General features: G+C 68.3%; 19 protein-coding genes. 8 read left to right on the top strand and 11 right to left on the bottom strand.

From position 1 onward, the window contains the following. Positions 1–11: 11 nt before the first annotated feature. Positions 12–395, top strand: a complete 384-nt coding sequence (locus tag VFZ09_RS47410; RefSeq protein WP_329734452.1) for a hypothetical protein — start codon at positions 12–14, stop codon at positions 393–395. Positions 396–412: 17 nt separating this feature from the next. Further along, positions 413–913, top strand: a complete 501-nt coding sequence (locus VFZ09_RS47405) for a DUF1801 domain-containing protein (RefSeq protein ID WP_329734451.1) — start codon at positions 413–415, stop codon at positions 911–913. On the opposite strand, the gene VFZ09_RS47400 is transcribed toward VFZ09_RS47405, so the two are convergent. Together VFZ09_RS47400 and VFZ09_RS47395 are read right to left on the bottom strand one after the other, a co-directional pair. Next, positions 880–1,056: a hypothetical protein gene (locus VFZ09_RS47400; RefSeq protein WP_329734450.1), complete on the bottom strand. Its 177-nt coding sequence runs from the start codon at positions 1,054–1,056 to the stop codon at positions 880–882. The two genes, VFZ09_RS47405 and VFZ09_RS47400, sit on opposite strands and share 34 nt — an antisense overlap. Positions 1,057–1,129: 73 nt before the next feature. After that, positions 1,130–3,631 (bottom strand): lantibiotic dehydratase, encoded by a 2,502-nt coding sequence (locus VFZ09_RS47395; protein WP_329734449.1) that lies wholly within the window; start codon positions 3,629–3,631, stop codon positions 1,130–1,132. Positions 3,632–3,735: 104 nt separating this feature from the next. Between VFZ09_RS47395 and VFZ09_RS47390 the strand changes: the two genes are divergently transcribed. After that, positions 3,736–5,085: a hypothetical protein gene (locus VFZ09_RS47390; RefSeq protein ID WP_329734448.1), complete on the top strand. Its 1,350-nt coding sequence runs from the start codon at positions 3,736–3,738 to the stop codon at positions 5,083–5,085. A 62-nt stretch (positions 5,086–5,147) separates the two neighbouring features. Here VFZ09_RS47390 and VFZ09_RS47385 read toward each other — a convergent pair whose 3' ends face one another. After that, the gene (locus VFZ09_RS47385; RefSeq protein WP_329734447.1) at positions 5,148–6,428 is read right to left on the bottom strand and encodes a hypothetical protein; all 1,281 of its coding nucleotides are present in this window, start codon (positions 6,426–6,428) and stop codon (positions 5,148–5,150) included. Between the two features lie 321 nt (positions 6,429–6,749). Here VFZ09_RS47385 and VFZ09_RS47380 point away from each other — a divergent pair, with 321 nt between their 5' ends. Beyond that, complete coding sequence (locus VFZ09_RS47380) at positions 6,750–7,703, top strand: CHAP domain-containing protein (protein WP_329734446.1); 954 nt, start codon at positions 6,750–6,752, stop codon at positions 7,701–7,703. 297 nt (positions 7,704–8,000) lie between these two features. Here the strand turns inward: VFZ09_RS47380 and VFZ09_RS47375 are convergent, their stop codons facing one another. Continuing rightward, positions 8,001–8,912: a hypothetical protein gene (locus VFZ09_RS47375; protein ID WP_329734445.1), complete on the bottom strand. Its 912-nt coding sequence runs from the start codon at positions 8,910–8,912 to the stop codon at positions 8,001–8,003. 269 nt (positions 8,913–9,181) lie between these two features. Between VFZ09_RS47375 and VFZ09_RS47370 the strand changes: the two genes are divergently transcribed. Then, on the top strand, positions 9,182–9,811 hold the full coding sequence (locus tag VFZ09_RS47370; RefSeq protein ID WP_329734528.1) for a sensor histidine kinase: 630 nt from the start codon (positions 9,182–9,184) through the stop codon (positions 9,809–9,811). A 14-nt stretch (positions 9,812–9,825) separates the two neighbouring features. Here VFZ09_RS47370 and VFZ09_RS47365 read toward each other — a convergent pair whose 3' ends face one another. From VFZ09_RS47365 to VFZ09_RS47355, 3 genes are all read right to left on the bottom strand, one after another. Then, the gene (locus tag VFZ09_RS47365; RefSeq protein ID WP_329734444.1) at positions 9,826–10,944 is read right to left on the bottom strand and encodes a hypothetical protein; all 1,119 of its coding nucleotides are present in this window, start codon (positions 10,942–10,944) and stop codon (positions 9,826–9,828) included. A gap of 147 nt (positions 10,945–11,091) precedes the next feature. Then, positions 11,092–11,886 carry a helix-turn-helix transcriptional regulator gene (locus VFZ09_RS47360; protein WP_329734443.1) on the bottom strand — a complete coding sequence of 265 codons (795 nt, stop codon included), beginning with the start codon at positions 11,884–11,886 and terminating at the stop codon, positions 11,092–11,094. 7 nt (positions 11,887–11,893) lie between these two features. After that, the gene (locus tag VFZ09_RS47355; RefSeq protein WP_329734442.1) at positions 11,894–12,862 is read right to left on the bottom strand and encodes a multidrug resistance efflux transporter family protein; all 969 of its coding nucleotides are present in this window, start codon (positions 12,860–12,862) and stop codon (positions 11,894–11,896) included. 62 nt (positions 12,863–12,924) lie between these two features. Between VFZ09_RS47355 and VFZ09_RS47350 the strand changes: the two genes are divergently transcribed. Further along, complete coding sequence (locus VFZ09_RS47350) at positions 12,925–13,155, top strand: hypothetical protein (RefSeq protein WP_329734441.1); 231 nt, start codon at positions 12,925–12,927, stop codon at positions 13,153–13,155. Positions 13,156–13,179: 24 nt separating this feature from the next. Here VFZ09_RS47350 and VFZ09_RS47345 read toward each other — a convergent pair whose 3' ends face one another. The 4 genes from VFZ09_RS47345 to VFZ09_RS47330 all read right to left on the bottom strand — a co-directional run bounded on the left by VFZ09_RS47345 (position 13,180) and on the right by VFZ09_RS47330 (position 16,351). Next, positions 13,180–13,866 (bottom strand): lipase family alpha/beta hydrolase, encoded by a 687-nt coding sequence (locus VFZ09_RS47345; protein WP_329734440.1) that lies wholly within the window; start codon positions 13,864–13,866, stop codon positions 13,180–13,182. Between the two features lie 83 nt (positions 13,867–13,949). Then, positions 13,950–14,879: a DUF459 domain-containing protein gene (locus tag VFZ09_RS47340; protein ID WP_329734439.1), complete on the bottom strand. Its 930-nt coding sequence runs from the start codon at positions 14,877–14,879 to the stop codon at positions 13,950–13,952. Between the two features lie 90 nt (positions 14,880–14,969). Further along, positions 14,970–15,743: a GNAT family N-acetyltransferase gene (locus VFZ09_RS47335; RefSeq protein WP_329734438.1), complete on the bottom strand. Its 774-nt coding sequence runs from the start codon at positions 15,741–15,743 to the stop codon at positions 14,970–14,972. 251 nt (positions 15,744–15,994) lie between these two features. Continuing rightward, positions 15,995–16,351 (bottom strand): transposase, encoded by a 357-nt coding sequence (locus tag VFZ09_RS47330; protein WP_329734437.1) that lies wholly within the window; start codon positions 16,349–16,351, stop codon positions 15,995–15,997. Positions 16,352–16,386: 35 nt separating this feature from the next. Here VFZ09_RS47330 and VFZ09_RS47325 point away from each other — a divergent pair, with 35 nt between their 5' ends. Further along, a complete protein-coding gene (locus VFZ09_RS47325) occupies positions 16,387–16,854 on the top strand; it encodes an HNH endonuclease (protein WP_329734436.1) in 468 nt (155 codons plus the stop codon). A gap of 14 nt (positions 16,855–16,868) precedes the next feature. Then, positions 16,869–17,294 (top strand): hypothetical protein, encoded by a 426-nt coding sequence (locus VFZ09_RS47320; protein ID WP_329734435.1) that lies wholly within the window; start codon positions 16,869–16,871, stop codon positions 17,292–17,294. Positions 17,295–17,300 lie beyond the last annotated feature (6 nt).

The raw sequence follows: 17,300 nt of genomic DNA, 5'->3' as shown, positions 1-17,300 counted from the left end.
CTGCACGCCCCATGAACCAGGACCCCGTCACGCTCGTCGCCGCGCTCCGCAACATCCTCGAGGACACGGGGCGCGACTTCTCGTCGATGCCGTTCTTCGTCAGGCCCATGGTGCGCGGTGGCTTCGCCAGACGCACAGGGCAGAGCCTCGAGGAGTGGCAGCGGCTGGCCTCGGCGCTCCACTCCGAGGTGAAGCCGGACACCGGGCCCGCGCAGGTGCGAGAGCGCCACCCGCGGCTGCGCGAGCAACTGGAGCAGCTCGCCGAGAACTACCGCACCGCTCCCGAGCGGGCCTCGAAGGGCATGGGCGCGCTCGCGGGGACGCTCCAGCGCGTCCAGGAGAGCTCCCGGCGCCGCGAGGACGCCGTCCGCGCCCTCCTCTCCTGGCTCGGATGAAAGTGAGATTGAACGCAATGGCCAACAAGACATCCAAGAAGCCGGCGAAGGCAGCAAAGAAGGCCGTCACCAGGCAGGTCGCCGCGAAGGCGGCCAAACCACGCAAGGTGGCCGCGAAGCCGACCCTCCTCGCGGGCGGCAACCCTCAGATCGCGAAGGCCGACGGCGACGCCCCCGTGCAGGCCTACATCGCGGCCATGCCGGGCTGGAAGAGCGACGCCGGGCGCCGCCTCGACGCGCTCATCACACGCACCGTCCCCGGCGTGCGCAAGGCGGTCAAATGGAACTCGCCCTTCTACGGAGTCGAGGGCCAGGGCTGGTTCCTCAGCTTCCATACCTTCACGAAATACATCAAGGTGACGTTCTTCCGCGGCGCGTCGCTTCGCCCTGTCCCTCCCGGCGAGTCCAAGCAAAAGGAAGTGCGCTACCTGGACATCCACGAGGACGATCCGCTCGACGAGGCGCGGTTGGCGAAGTGGATCCGTCAGGCGGCCGCCCTGCCCGGCTGGGTCCCGTAGCGCCCGCGGCGCTGCCCCTGCTCGTGCATCTCGCCCGTGTCATCGAAGGGCTGGTGGCAGCTCGCCACGCCGAGGCAGAAGCGCCGGGGCATCTGCGAGGGCCTCGCGGGAAGTGTCTCGAAACGGCCCTCCGGGCCAAGCATGGCTGGAGCCTGTCCCGCCGGCCGGAGAGCACTCGAGGTGGCGACGTCACTCCACACGCGCTCGAGCAGGCCCTCAGTCCGGCCGCCAGGTCTCCGGGTCCACCGCGACGATGCGGAACTCGCTCGTGTACGTGTGGCCCTCGGCATCCGGCAGCCAGGTGTGATCGATCGCCGGGAGCATCTCGGAGACGAACACCGACTGCGAGCCCTGGAGCATCCGCAGGAAGTTGTCCACGGCGTGGGGGCTCTCCAGGTCCAGGTAGCTGGGCTTGCGCTCCGAGGAGGCCTTGAAGAAGAGGAAGCGGGGCAGACCCCGGTCGCGGGCCCACCGGCGCACGCCGATGAAGCGCTCCACGGTGGTGGGCGCCTGGACGAAGGGCAGCTCGGCCACCTGGAAGCGCCACGCCTCGCGCGCCACCACGAGGCCGTCGAGGGTGACGCGCGGCACATACGGCATCGGGGGCAGCAACGGGAACATGATGGCCGGGAGGATGATCTGCGCCACCTGCATGACGTCCCAGCACCGGGAGCCGTCCCGGGTGCACGACATGAGCCGTCCGTCCACCACCCGCATCACCAGGTCGCTGAGCGCCACCACCTGCGAGCGGGGACGCCAGGAGCGTGAGGCGCCGAACTCGAACACCACGTCCTCGGGGTGATCCGAGAGGGGCGTGACACCGCGGCCGCTGTAGAGGTCGGTCTTCATCACGGCGGGGATGAAGCGCGGCCCCACGTCCTCGGCGATGGCGCCCCGCAGCCGCGCGGGCTCCGGGTGCGAGTCCATGAAGAACTCCTGCTCGAGGGAGTTGACCGCGAAGTGGAGCTCTCCCAGGACGACCTGATAGTCGCCGCGCTGCAGGGCCTCCAGGCTCCTCGCGCTGATCATCAGATCCGGCGAGTGGTAGCGGGACGTGGGCCAGCCGGGATGGGGGGCGGCGAACAGCTCGCGAACGAGGGGCTCGATCGCATCCGAGGTGAGCTCGACCACGCGCTGCCCCTGGGCCTGGGGCAGGCCGAAGACGCGGGCCCAGCGCGCCGGGTAGTCGGCCACCAGGGGCTCGGCGAAGGCGGGGTGCTTGCCATTCTCGGGGAAGAGCTCGGCGGCGGCGGGCCAGAACAGGACGCCCTCCACGGTGTCCGTCCCCAGGCCCTCGCACAGGGAGCGGAAGACTCCGAGCAGGGCCTCATGACACCGGCGGCCGAGCTGGTGGCTGTACCAGCGCCCGCCGAGCATCAGCAGCGAGAGGGGCCGCCGGATGCGGTCGAGCAGCTCGGGACCGAACGTCACGGAGAGGCCCCGGCGGCAGTCCTCGTAGATCATGGTGCGCCCGCCGTACGTCATGCCGGCGTTGCGGGTGGCATCCATGGACGTCAGGCGGCTGAAGCGGCTCTCCACCTCGCCGAGGGCCCGGTCCAACGCGTCCGGGTCTCCGGCCGCGCGGACGACGGCCTCGCGGGCCTCCTCCAGCTCCGAGAGCTGGGCGAGCGCGGTGGAGCGCGCGGCCTCATCGCCCACCCGCTCCAGCAGCTGCCGCAGCACCCGCTCGCGCCCGAGCGCCAGGGTGGGCAGCTCCAGCTCCCAGACGAGGACGCCGCGGGACCGCTGCTCCTCCAGCGCCGCGTAGACGTCCGCCTCCGAGGTGAACAGCCCCTCGGCGATCACCGGGGGGGCGATCTCCCGGGCCAGCCGCTCGCCATTGCACAGCGAGAGCAGGCGCAACACCGTGGGGGACAGCTCGTCGCTGCCCAGGGGCATGTGCAAGGTGCGCCCCTCGATGCGCGCATAGGCCATGAGGCGGGGGGCGAGCCACGGCCGGATGCCGGGCATCTTGGAGAACTTCTGGGCCAGGGCCTCGATGGCCCAGAAGTCGAGGGACACCCGGCGGCCCTCGATGAGCGAGGGGCCGGGCCGGGCCATGACGGAGGGGCCTTCCTCGGAGAAGGTGCCCCAGCCGAGCGGGCCGAAGAAGCCGATGGAGTCGTTCTTGACGGTGTAGCGCTGGAGGTAGTTGGCGACGAGCTGCTCCCGGGTGCGGACCTTGGCGCCACGCTCATCCGGCGGGCTGCGCAGCAACGGCTCGATGGCCGAGTGGAGCGCGGCGCGGTTCTGCCACACGAGGGCCTCGCGGAACCGGCTGTCGCGAGCCTGGGCCCGGAGGACCTCGCCGAGACGGGTGCTCTCGCGCTCGAACAGCGCGTCCAGGCGGGCCCGGGCGGCCTCCAGCTCCGCCAGGCTGGAGCGCAGGGCCTCGAAGCGCGTGCGGGCCTCGTCCCCGGCCTGGAGCTCCTGGGGCAGTCCTCCCCGGGCCAGCCGCTTGATGGCGCCGTTGAGCGCGCGGGCCTCGTCTGGAGGCAGCCCCTGCCGTTCACGGTCGAGGGTGGCGATGAGCGTTTGACGGAGCTCGCGGATGCGCTCCTCGAGCTCCAACCACGCGTCCACCGCCGAGGCGAGCTCCCGGCTGGCGAGCCGCAGCACATCCTCCGCGGGGAAGCCCGCGCCACGAACGCAGAAGTCCTTCCAGAGAGACCAGCCATTCGCGAGGGGCAGCAGATGTCCGGGAGCGTTCGTCGGCATGGTCCGAACTTTCTAGCCTCTCGGGGACAGGGCTGACAACGGGTGCTCCTCCCGCGCTCCCGGGGTAGAACGGCACGGGGGCCACCGTGGTACACACCCCCCTCATGCGCTTCCGTTCACGGCGAGTCGTCGCGTCCTTGTGTCTGTCGGTAGGCTTGTCGCTGCTGTGCGGCACGTCCTCGGCCGCCGAGCCCTCCCCCGGAGACGCGCCCCAGCGGGTGACGCCCGCGGGCGGGCCGTTCAGCATCGAGTTTCCCGCGGCGCCCACCTGCGACGCGAACGCGAACGCGGACGAGCCGGGCTGCCACTATGTGTACCCCGCGGAGGGGTGGGTCCTGAGCGCGTCGCTCTCGCAGGCCGAGTCCTCGAAGCCACCCGCCGCGTCCCTCCAGAAGCATCTGGACACGAGTGCGGAGGAAGGAAGCTTCCGGATCGTCCGCCAGGAGGCCACACACGTCGGCGATCTCCCCGCGCTCGACTACCGCCTCGAGTCCACCGACGAGCCGACCTATCGGACAGTGGGGCGGTTGGTGCTCATCGGCGCGCGGATCGCCGCCATCGAGGTGGGCGGTGAAACGCTGCCCCCCGAGGACGCCATCCAGCGCTTCATGAACACCTTTCGCCTGGAGGGCCCGCCGGGGAAGTCCGAGGCCGTCGCGAGCCTGGCTCCGGAGCCCCAGCCCACCCCGGAGCCCTCCGCTTCGGTCCGGCCCGAGCCCTCTCTTCCCTCCATCACCGCGCGGGTGCAGGCCTCGCTGCTCAAGCCAGGCATGCTCCAGTACCAGAGCATCCAGGAGAAGCTCCCCGGAGAGGGGATGCCCTGGAGCTTCTCCGTGGCGACGGTCAAACGCATCATCCAGCGCAAGCGCGACAAGAAGCGTGACGCGCTCATCATCATCGAGACGGGCCGCACCCAGGCGGGGACGTTCGAGCAGCGCTTCTGGCTCGATGCGAAGACCCTGCTTCCCTACCGGTGGGTGAGCCGGTCTCCCGGTGCCTCGAGGCGGCTGGAAGTCATCGACGGTTTCCTGCGCGCGGAGGGCAAGGGCGCCAGTGCGGTGAAGTTCAACCAGCACGTGGGAGACACGCCGCTCTTGTTCCCGGGTGCGCCGCTGGAGCTGGCCCTCTCCACGCTTCCCCTGGCACCGGGCTTCACCGGGAGCGTCCGGGTGCTCGACCCGGGGGGAATGGAGACGGGAGCGCCCTTCTCCACCTGGCGGGTCTCCGTTCCCTTCGCCGGCCCGGTCTCGGGTCTCGCGAGACTGAAGAAGGACGTCGCGAGCTACAAGGTCGAGCTGCGCGAGTCCACCGGCGAGAAGGAGCCGGAGAAGGCGCCGCGGAAGATGATCCTGTGGATCGAAAGCGAGGCGCGCCGCGTGCTGCAGGTGGAGACCGAGGCCCCCCTGTCGCGAGGCGGTACCCGGAGCGTCCAGACGCTCCAGGCCCAACGTTGAGCCTCGGCCCGCACCTCGTGTGAGCGGGCCGCCGGTGTCGGGTGGAGTCCGGGGGCGGACGCTCAGCCGATCTCGCCCCGGGTCACCTTGAGCATGTTCTGGAAGAAGATGCTCTCCTTCTGGACGAGCTGCCCGTTCTCCTCCTTCAGGTAGACGAGCGAGTCCATCTCCCAGGGGCCCGGCTCGCTGCTGCCGGTGAGGACCTGATCACCGATGAGCCAGTAGTTCTGCGTGGCGTTGGGATCATTGGCCACCGCGCGCATCTGGGCCAGGTTGATGTCGGAGCTGGGCTGCTCCGTCGTGGCGCGATCATGGCGGATGGCGTTGCCGCCCTCGGTGGCCAGCGACTTGATGGGGAAGCCCAGCACCTGCTCCGCCGTGTGCCGCCAGTGCTCCGCCAGGGCGACGCCGTCCCCCTCCTGGCCGGTGCTGTACGGGTGCGTGGCGAGCCAGGAGTTCTTCAGGAGCTCGCCTCCCGAGGCATCGTTGTGCGACTTCATCCTCCACACCAGATCGTTGAACATCTCCTCCTGGTGCGGCCGTCCCGGCGCGAAGGCCGCGAAGCCCACCGCCATCCCAGGAGCCTTCTGCTCGATGAGGGACATGGTCTTCGCCAGATTGTCGGCGTACCGGTTCATGGCCTGCTCGTACTCCTGCTTCTGCGCCTCGGTGGCGTTGGGCGAGTAGCGCGCCTCGAGCTTGGAGAAGAGCTGCTTGCCGCCCTCGTCGTGGTTGGGCTCGTTGTCCAGCTGGATGAGCTTGACGCCCATGTCCTGGAGCTTCTTGGCGGCGTTGGCCATGGACTCCATCTCCGCGTCGGAGAGCTGGTCCATCGTCTTGTTGTAGTCGCTGCCGGGCAGCAGCCGGATGACGGGCTCGATGCCGCGATCCAACAGGGCCTTGATGCTGGCCTGCTGGGCCTCGACGTTCTCGCTGTTGACGATGACCGTGACGAAACCGACGCCGCGCTCCTTCAGCGAATCCGCCACCGCGTTGATGCGGCCCACGTCGGAGTAGGCCGTCGCCGGGCCCCAGTGGACGCCGATCTTCGTGGGGACCGAGACGTTGGGAGCGACCTGGTGGGGCTGGAAGGCGGCGGCATATGCCGGCTTCGGGCGGATGCCATCGGCCGGTGACGGCCGCGCGGCCGCCATCATGTTCAAGGTGGACCGGCGCGGCGCGGAGCTGGACTCGAAGGAGCTGCGCGACGAGTAGCCCGGGGGCGTGTTCGGCTTGGACTCGCTCGGGGCGCGGTGGGTGCGCGGGGTGTCCCCAGTGCCCTGGGACCGGGAACTCGCCGTGTTGGAGGGGGAATGGGAGGACTTGCGCGAAATGAAGCTCATGGAACCATCCGGAGCCTGGGGGAAATCAATGCGATGCCCGGCTCGAGACATATCATCGCATCTTCCCCCTCGCGAGTTGCATGGAAACGGGCGCGCGTAAGGCGCTGTAAGGGCTGTAAGGGAGGATGTAAGGCGTGTAAGGGATGTAAGGACATACGAAGACGCTGGAATCCTTCCATCCGCCCGTTTCTTGAAATTCCCGCGTGTCATCGTGTATGGCTTTTCCCACTCCGACGCCAGACGAGCGCCGGGAAACCCCACCTTCAACGACTCCGTCGGGCCTGGCCGGAACGAGGGCTCCGTATGGAAGGGAGAAGTCCGATGACACGGAATGGATTCATCCGCGCGACGCTGATGGCGGTGCTGCTCGCGGTGGCGGCAGGCTGCGCGGGAGTCGAGGACACGCAGGAGGAGCTGGCAACGCGGGAGGAGCTGGGCACCGGGGAGCAGGAGGCGTGCAGCAGCGCGTGTGGCGCGGTGATGGCGAGCATCGACGGACACGCGGCGTACTCGAACGCGGGGAGCCAGGGGACGGGCTATTCCTGTGTGGGCTATTGCGAGTTCGGCCTGTGTTACCAGTGCGTGGAGCTGGCGCAGCGCTACTTCTACAAGCGCTGGGGCGTGGGCCCGAAGATGTGGCCGGTGGATTACGCGGCGCAGATGTGTGACCGGGCGCCCGCGGGCTCCACGGTGTACCGTCAGGGCAGCGGCTACCAGCCGATGCACGGAGACCTGATGGTGTTCAACTGGAACACGTGGGGCCACGTGGCGGTGGTGGACTCGGTGAGCGGCGGGTACGCCAACGTGGTGGAGCAGAACGCCTCGTGCAGCGGCCGCAACCAGTACGCGCTCTCGCAGGCGAGCTGCTTCATCCACGCCAACAACAACACGTCGGCGCGGGTGGGCTACTGGGCCAGCGGTGCGTACGAGCCGTCCATCGTGGACTGCTACAACCGCAATGGGGGCCAGGCGGCGGCGGGCCTGCCCTTCGACAGCGGTGGCACGGCGTACGTGCACACCTGGGGCGCGGGCGTGACGCAGGACATGACGGGAGGCTACCTCGGCCCCAACATGTGCATGCGCCGCAACGGCTACAGCACGGCGTACATGGTCCGCGGCGGCATCCGTGACGCGTACATGGTCAACGGCGGTGGCGAGGGCTGGCTGGGCTTCCCCACGGGTGACGAGTACTCCGCCAACGGCGCGCCCCGGCAGAACTTCGTGGGTGGCTACATCACCTGGAACGGCAGCGGCTTCCAGGGCTACTCCTACTGAGCCGCCGCTGAGCCCCCGCCCGCCCTCCTGGCGACGTGCTCTACGCGTGCTGGCGCGGCCTGACACGGACCCGCGGGGGCGGGCCTCCACGCAGGACCCTCCCCCTCCTTCCCTCTTCGTCAGGCTTGCTGATGGAATCCTGGCCACGGCCATGGGCCTCTCCATCATTCTGCGCGCTCACCCAGGCCCACTTCTCCCTCATCCAGCGTGCTCGGTAACACAGGAGAGGGGCGCGGCTCAGAGCGGCGGGCAACTTCTAGTGGAAGCGGCGGGAATCGAACCCGCCGCCCGCAACCCCTACTGGATGTACGCGCAGTCGGAGGTGTAGCTGCTCGACACGCCGTAGCAGAACTGCCGATCGTTCGCGTTGGTGATGTCGCGGCAGTTGGAGCCGATCCGGTTCGACATCCCGTAGCAGAACAACTGCGTATTGCGGTCGGTGATGCTGTTGCAATACGTGCCATTCTGGTACGACACCCCGTAGCAGAAGGCTTGCATGTTCGCGTCAGTGATGTCGCGGCAGTTGGACGGGTACTTGATGGACATGCCGTAGCAGGCCAGCTGCATGTTGCGATCCGTCATGGACGTGCAGGGCTGCTGGGAGGCGGTCGCGAGGCCGTAACACATCTGCCGATCATTGAAGTCGCTGATGCTCGCGCAAGAGGCGGAGTTCCTGCCTGCGATTCCATAGCAGCCCTGGCGTTGATCGCTCGCGGACACGTACCGGAACGGATTGCCACCGGAAGCAGGGGGCGCACAGGTCTCGTCCTGGACGTACTGGGACAGCGCGCGGGGACCGGACATCCAGCAATAGGTTTGATTCCCACTGCTGTCGATGACCGCCGGGGAGGCCTTCACCTCGAACAAGTGCGAGCCGCAGGAGATCCCCCCCTGGCTGAAGTACCAGGTGCCGGAGAGACCCATGCGCAACTCGGAGCTGTAGAGGGCGCCATCCACGTAGTAGTCCAGATAGATGGCGTTGGCCCCGCCGGACACCGCCCACCCTCCATTCCCCGCCATCTCGCCCTGGTACGTGCTGATGCCGTAGAAGTCGAGGGCCGAGACGCTCGTGCCGGAGCACATCGCCGCCTCCCGGGTTCCCAGGGGCTCCGTGGGCGCCAACCCGGGCTCGGGGGCAACGCCACAGGCCGCCAGCAACAGTCCAGACAGCACGAGCGAGAACGAGGAGCGAGTCCGGTCTCTCATCATGGGGGTATTCCTCCGAAAACCCGGGTCCAGGGCTTTCCGGGCTCAACGGAAGATATCCATACCACAAGAAGATATTCTTGTAAAACGAGGAATCCTCTCCCCTGCTTCTTCCGCCGATGCGGTGGGTGCGCCCATGGGCCAGAAGTCGTCACCCGGCGGCCAGGGAGGAGCCCCTGCCCACCCGTATCGGTATGGTGACGGCTCCCTCCTGGGGGTCGTCCTCATGCGGCGACGACCGTGCCGATCTCATCGGGCTGCTCGCCGTGCTGATGCTGTTGACGGGCGTCGGGGTGGTGCTCTGGGCCGAGCAGCGCCTCGTCTACCGCCCGATGCAGCTCCTCCAGCGGGCACTGGTGGGCTTCCAGCTCGGCTCCTCCTGGACGCCGGCACCCGAGCTCGGCGCCCGGGAGCTGCGGAACATCGCCCGGGCCTTCAACGACATGGTGGCCCGGCTGGAGCGGCAGCGGGAGGCCCAGGTGAGCTTCCTCGCGGGGGTGGCCCATGATCTGCGCAACCCCATCACCGCCTTGAAGCTGGCCGCGAGCGGGGCCGGCTCCGGGACGATTCCGCCCGAGCGGGCCCTCAACAACCTGCTGAGCAACGCCATCAAGTACTCACCCGAGGGAGGGCCGGTGCGCATCCGCGTCGTGCCGGAGCAGGGGGGTCACCGCATCGAGGTGACGGACTCGGGAGTGGGCATCGCGCCCTCGGAGAAGGAGAGCATCTTCGAGCCCTTCCGCCGGAGCGCTTCCACGCGTGAAACCATCCCCGGCGTGGGGCTCGGGCTGGCGGTGGCGCGGAAGATCCTGGTGGCACACGGCGGCTCGCTGGACGTCGAGAGCGAGCCGGGCAAGGGCTCGACGTTCTCCGTGAGACTGCCCGCTCGCCCCCTCCCCTGAAAGGGCAGCTCGCTCTACTCGACGAGCACCGCGCCGCCGACGTTGTCGTACACCCAGCTGCTGATGCAACCCGCGTCATAGAGGTTCTTCGAATTGACGCAGGTGGATGGAACCAGCGAGGCGCTGGGTCCCGCGCAGTGCGTGTCCCCGGGGTTGCCGTACCACCCCTGGAGCTTCACCTGACGGCCGCTGGCCAGCCGGATGGAGCGGGGACGGAAACCCAGCACATTGCTCGCGCCCAATCCCAGGGCCGGGCCGCACACGCTGTCCATCGCATACGCTCCCAGGGAGCGGATCGCCACGGCCTTGCCGCTGAAATTGTCACCGGAGTAGACGGTGGCGAGCACGCCGGGGTCCGTCTGCGGGGTCGGCACCTTCTCGATGATCACCGCGCCGCCGACGTTGTCGTACACCCAGCTGCTGATGCAACCCGCGTCATAGAGGTTCTTCGAGTTGGTGCAGGTGATCGGAACCAGCGAGGCGCTGGGTCCCGCGCAGTGCGTGTCCCCGGGGTTGGCATACCAGCCCTGGAGCTTCGCCTGGTAGCCATCCGCCAGCCGGATGGAGCGGGGGCGGAAACCCAGCACATTGCTCGCGCCCAATCCCAGGGCCGGGCCGCACCCGCTATCCATGGCGTACGCCCCCTGGGAGCGGATCGCCACGGCCTTGCCGCTGAAATTGTCACCGGAGTAGACGGTGGCGAGCACGCCGGGGTCCGTCTGCGGGGTCGGCACCTTCTCGATGATCACCGCGCCGCCGACGTTGTCGTACACCCAGCCGCTGATGCAACCCGCGTCATAGAGGTTCTTCGAGTTGGTGCAGGTGATCGGAACCAGCGAGGCGCTGGGTCCCGCGCAGTGCGTGTCCCCGGGGTTGCCGTACCACCCCTGGAGCTTCACCTGGTAGCCGTCCGCCAGCTGGATGAAGCGGGGACGGAAACCCAGCACATTGCTCGGGCCCAGTCCCAGGACCGGGCCGCACCCGCTGTCCATCGCATACGTCCCCTGGGAATAGAGCTGCACCGCCGTGCCGCTGGCGTTGTCTCCGGAATAGACGGTGGCGACCTGCGCGAAAGCCGATGCACCCGAGAGCTGGACTGCCAGAACGCCCAAGGCCGTACAAAGCTTCTTCATGAACTCATCTCCTCGCTCTTGTCGAGCGGATGTGGAACTGGATTCCGCGCAAGACGTGTCAAAACCGCCTTCGTCGGAATAGCCACCTCTGTAGCGGAACCCGGCCCCGCTGCCTACCGTGCTGATCAGCACGGTCCGCGCGACGGGCTACTTGCGGTGGCCGAGCCAGATGGCCGTCAACTCCGCGCGGCTCCGGACGCCGAATTTGCGGAAGATCTGTCCCACGTGGTTGTGGGTGGTTCCGAGCGTGGAGCCCAGCGCATCGGCGATCTCCTTCTCCGAGCGCCCCGTCAGCAGGAGCCGGGTCACGCGGCGCTCCATGGCGGTGAGAGGCGAGCGGGCGGCGATGAGGCCGTGGCTGAGCGCCAGGGCCCGGTGGAACCACTTGATGCCACGGAGCACGACGCCGGCGAGCTCCGCGTCCGATGCGGAGAAACGCGTGCGGGTCGCGATCTTGTCGATGACGAAGTAGGACTCCGTATCGGGACCCAGGGGGACAACCACCCAGATGCGATCGTCGATTCGCGGGAGCCTGTAGAACAAATCATAGTGCGGGGTGGATTTGAACGTCTTGAAATCAATCCACCCGTCACGCAAACGATGCACGCGGAAGCGGCCCGCTTCTCCCGAGATGGTCGTGGTCGTCAGACCCAGCGGCACATCGCTCTTCTTGTCGAGGCTCTTCTGCAAGAGTTGCAACCGCGCCTGCTTCGCGGGATCGGGCCGCCAGACTTCGTAGGAACGCATCCGCCATCCGTGGCCGAGGTCCTCGTTCGTCAGCTCTCCCGACATGAGCCGCACGGCGGAGAACCAGAAGACATTGTCCGCGCGCACGAGCTTCGCCAGGCATTCGAAGAGATGACGAAGCGCGGCATCGCTCTCCGATGTATTGAATTCGGCGAGGCTGTCCCAGATGGCGAAGACCGGTTCCAACTCGCGCATGGCCGCCTCACGTCTGTACCGCGGCGGGCTCCAGCTCGGCGGCCACGCTGACGCGGCTGTAGAGCACCATCCCCACCACGATGAGCCCGGCCCCCACGAAGCTGAACGCGGAGGGCCAGGGCTCGCCCAGGAAGAGCACGCCCAGCAGCAGCGCGAAGAGCAGCTCGGTGGCCTGCGTGGCCTCCACGGCGGACAGCCCCACCGGGTTGTTCGCCGTCATCTGGGCGGCGCGGAAGAACAGGGTGGTGGCGATCACCCCGGAGGAGAGCGCCACACCGGCCGACTGCAGCACCTGCCCCGCCGGGGGCCACCCCACCCTCGCGTAGCCGTAGGCCGCCACGCACAGCCAGAAAGGCAGGCTGCCCAGCGTCATCCCCAGCACGCGCTGGCTGGCATCCAGCGAGACGCCCTCGCGCTCCAGGTGCAGCATCACCCGGCGGTTGCCCAACGGGTACGCGACGGCGGAGATCACCACGAAGAGCAGCGCCAGCCAGGCGCTCGCGGGCATGGAGAGCTGGAAGTACCCCAGCTGCATGACGAGCACGCCCAGGACGATCAACGCGCCCATGCCCACGGCCTTGAAGGGGATGCGCCGGCGCGCGTCGGTGTAGATGAACGGCGACAGCAGCGGGCCGGCGAGCACCGTGAGCTGGAAGGAGCCGGCGATCAGCCACGAGGGCCCGTAGTCCGCCGACACCGTGAGGAACGCGTAGAAGACGCCGAAACCCACGCTGCTCCAGAGCAGCCACTCGCCCGGGTGCCTCCTCAGCTCGGCCACCAACGGCCGCATGCCCCCGTGCGCCGCCACCAGCACCGACATGAGGGGCAACATGATGAAGTAGCGCAGCGACGCGCTCCAGGCCCAGAACGCCCCTCCCGCCGCCATGTTGCGGTTGAGCACGTAGGTCATGGTGAAGAACAGCGCCGAGGCCAGTCCGAGCAGGATCGCCACCAGGGCCGTGGAGGACTTTTTCATGGGGACACGTGCACGCGGAAAATCCCTGGTTATCATGGGTCGCCCCGTTCCCAGGAAGCCCCGTGAGCTCCATCATCGTCCGTGTGGTGTGTGGTCTGTTGTTCGCCGCGATGGCCCTCGGGGCCGTGGTCCATCCCCCCGCCAACCTCAACCAGGGGCTGGGCATGCTCCTGCCAGGGGCCATGCTGCTGAACTACGCCATCAAGGGCTCGCCGCGCCGCTCGACGATTCCGAAGAAGCCCGCGCCGCCCGCCCCCACCCCGCCCAGCGACTCCGGGCCCACGCGGGCCTGAGGCTCCACGTCTCGAGCGAGGGTCTCAGGGACCGCCGGGAGGCAGCTCGACCGGCAGGGGCCTGAAGTCCTCGGGACGCTCCAGCGTGAGGGCCTCCTCCACCGAGCGGAGGACCCGCCCATCGCGCAGCATCAGCGGGTGGAGGATGACAGGGATGGTCCGCTCCCGGGCTCCGCTCAGCCGCGAGGAGCTGGCGGGGATGATCATCAGATCCAGCGGCGTCCAGAGGGTGAAGACCTCGACGTCCCCGAACGGGGCCTCATCCGCGGCGAGCCCTCGCAACAGCTCGCTGTGGGGCCGCATGTCGCGCGCACCGGGGTTGGCGCGCAGCCAGCCCGTGAGCGTTCCCGCGTGGGGACCGGAGATGGACACGAAGCGGCGCACGTGGTTCCGCCCCTCCAGCCGCTGCAGGTAGTAGCGGCTGACGAGCGCCCCCATGCTGAAGGCCACCACGTCGACCCGCGCCTGGCCCGTCCGCGCGCGCAGGCTCGCGGCGGCCTCGGCCACCTGTCCGGCCAGCACGGAGATGGGGGCATCCCCGTTGTTGGGCTTCAGCTCGACGATCTGCACGTCCTGGAAGCCGGCCCGCGTCAGCCCGTTCGCGAGCGGCGCCAGGGTCCTCGCATCGTCATCGATGCCGTGCACCAGCAGGACCGGAACCCGCCCGGGGGCAGCACCGGCGGCGGAGACACGTGCGGGCGCGGAGGTCATGGTGATGGCTGCGCACGAGCATGTCGCCATCGCCAGCAGACACGCAACCAGGCGCGGCCAGGGGGTGGTTTTTCTTCCGGTTCTCATGGGTAGCAGAGGGCCATGGGCATCGTCGTCATTGGAGCTTCCGACACGGCGTCGAACTCGCGGCAGACCGCCGGCTCCCGGTTGCGGACCTCTTTCTCCACCGGCGGGGCGGAGGACGGGGCCACGGAGGGAGCCGAGGCCTCGGAGGGAGCCGGGGCCACAGCGGCCACCGGAGCCGGCTTCGGAGTGTCGGGCCCGAACAGCCCGAGGACCGCGGGGTACACCTGGGTGGCGAAGTACCGGCCGCCCGCCAACGTGAAGTGGACCCCATCCTCCATCTTCAGCTTCATCGGCTTGCGGAAGCCCTCGACCCGGGCCTCGCGCAGCAGGGCGCCCTTCGCGTCGGTGAAGAATGGCTTCGTCTCGAGGTACTTCGAGTCCTCGTGCGCCGACACGGCCTCGCGCAGGACGCGCCGGATGATGCCCAGCTTGCGCTCGAACCTCGGCAGCCCGGTGTACGGCAGCTCGACCCAGAGGATCTTCCGGCCGGGCGCATGCAGGACCCCCAGGAAGTCCACGACGCGCTGACGGTACGCGTCCTCCCAGCCCGAGGCGCCCCACTGGACCTTCGCCTTGCCGTTCTCGTCCGTGAGCCCCTGCCCGTCGTTGCCGCCCATGATGACGACGACGGCGTCGGGCCGGTGGCGCTCGACCTCCTCGCGGCCCACCTTCATCCAGTCGAAGAAGTCCGGGCGGGCGAGCCCCGTGGAGGACTTCGCCTTCCGCATGGCGCGGGTGCCCGGGTGCTCGTTCAGCGACTTCTCGAGGGACTCGCCGAAGCTGGTGACGATGAGGCTGTCCCCGAGCAGCAGCACCGTCCGGGCCGGAGGTGCTTCCGGCTTCCCGTCCGTCCCAGGGTCCGCCCGCCCCACTCCGGTGGACAGGGCGGCGAGGCACACGAGCACACGAGCGAGGTGGGTCTCCATCTCCCGCGCAAGCTACCGCGCCCGTGCGCGGCTGAGAACAAATCAGCCTGGCCCTTCCCTGCCCGCTCGGTGAAGGAAGGACCGGGCGTCTCAGGCCGGAACGGACATGAAGAGCATCCGCGTCACGAACCGGAACCCCACCCGCTCGTAGATGCGGCCGGCCTCCTCGGTGATGGTGCTCAGGAACAGCACGTCCACGCCCCGCGCGAAGGCCTCCTGTGCCACCCGGGACGTCACCGCGCTGCCCAGTCCCCGCTTGCGGAAGCGCTCGATCGTCGCCACTCCGCCGAGCTCGGCGATGCCGTCCCACGGTGGGGTGAACGTGCCCACCACCGCGGGCTCTCCCTCGACGTACCCCACCACCGCCCTGCCCTCCCGGAGCTCCTCCAGCGTCTTGGAGACATCCTCCTCGGAGGCCTCGTAGGGCTCGCCCGGCGAGAAGGCCTTCCGCGAGGTGTTGCAGTACGTGCGCACCTCCTCGCGCGAGGACTCGGACGAGAGCACCGGGAACGAGACCCCCTCCGGCACCGCCACGGGCGTGAAGCGCTCGCGCGTGCAGACCATCAACCGGGCCTCGGCCTCCAGCTGGAAGCCCTCGGCGAGCAGCGTGTGCGCCAGGGCCGGCGCCAGCTCGGAGACGTACTCGAAACGGGGCACCCGGCCCCTCTTCTGGAACTCGGCCCGGAGCCGCCGCAACGGCTCGCGCACGTCCCCCGTGATGGGCCCGTCCGGGATGGCGTAGTTGAAGTAGATGAGGGGATCGTGCGGATGGATGAAGACCGTGAAGGGCGGAACCGGGATGGACTCGTAGCGGCCCGCGGCACTCCGGCGCATGTACGACTGCAAGCGTTCGATGGGATTCATCGTGTCGAATCCTCGAACCCGGCGCGCCCGGTGTCACGGTTTCCGGCGCGCGAATCCCGCTGACCGGTTGAGCCCACCATATTCACGATGACTGGCTCAAAGCATGCACGAGGGCTGAAGTCGAGGGCGTTGGCTTGCGACTTCGAACGCAAGGCAGACGAAGTCCGCCCGGTGCAGCGGGGAGCGAATAGGAGGAGTTGGAGGGGACGACGGAGAACTCGACGGGGGCGATGGGATTGCCGTCAGGCGGCTTACGTGAGGTGGGCCGTGCTCAGCGAGCCCAGCTTCGTCCATGACTTCTGCCAGAGGCCAGCCGACTCCCGGGCAATCACCAGCACCACTCTCCTGGCGTGTAGCAGCACTCGCGCCGCCACCTTGAGCACCCGTTCGCGCACGCGGCGCAGCCCCCGGCCCTCGACCGTGGCCTGCTCGAGCAAGACGCGCGCGGCGTGCACGAGGTCGTAGGCCAGCGCGTTGAGCAGCAGGCGCACCTCGTTGTTGGCGAAGGCATCGATTGAAACCGAGCGCCGCACGGGCGGATGGCCCTGGTAGTTGGACTTGGGCCGTCTGGCCGAGGAGAGCGCCGGGCCCCACGGCCATCCAGTCACCGCCCGTCAGGGCGCCCCAGCCCATCGCACTCCCCATGCCCTTCTGGGCCCGGGTCGCCGCGCTCGTCCTGCTCCCGGGCACGGCCCACGCGCCCGGCCAGGTCCCGGAATGTGAGAGGGCCCGCTCGCACAAGAACGAGCACCTGGCGGGCCAGCGCCATCCGGTGACGGGGGTTCTCTACAACAGCGGTGGCTACCCCATCTTCGAACCCATCGCGGAAATCACCATCCCCGAGGAGCTCCGCGGCCCCGAAGTGAGCGATGCCCGCCAGTTCGCGGATGCCACACGCCAACTCCGAGAAATACTCGAGATCAGGCCGGAGGCGGTGCCCACTTTGACCCCTGAGCAACTCGATGCCATCAAGAAGGGCTGGCCACGCATCCCGGAGTTGACCTGGCATCACCATGAAGATGGTGTGACGCTTCAACTGGTCGCTCGTGACACTCATGTCAGGACGGGCCATTCTGGAGGCCGGGAAGCTTCTGGTGGACGTCACGAGTAAGGGGAGAAGAAAACGTGCGTTGCACCATCTACAGCCCGGTCGTTGACCATCAGGCCATCCATTCCATGCGGGACGTCCTTCCCGGATGGTTGTTGCACTGGGAGGGCGAACCTGAGCGGTGGAGTTCCGCGAGTTTCACGAGCGCCCAGGGAACGCTCACCTTCAATTCGCTGGAGTATGCCGGGCCATTGGATCAGTTCAGCAGGATCATCCTGGGAACCAGCAGTTACTTCTGGCGACGCGAGGATCTTCCTAAATCCACCAGAAAGGAGCTGATTCACTTCGTGGGAGGAACCAAGTGGCTGGTCGGCGTCGTGGGAACCTCCGAGGTCCTCTCTGAGGATGTCTTCCTGAAAGCCGCACTGGAACTGGCGCGCAGCTTGAATGGGAGAATCTTCGTCAATGGCACGGACCTCATTTCCCCGGAACCACGGGCCTAGCTTGTC

The sequence above is a fragment of the Archangium sp. genome, assembly GCF_036277355.1.
GTDB lineage: Bacteria > Myxococcota > Myxococcia > Myxococcales > Myxococcaceae > Archangium.
The sequence above is the reverse complement of the archived record's forward strand: the minus strand, read 5'-3'. Positions and strand labels throughout refer to the sequence as shown.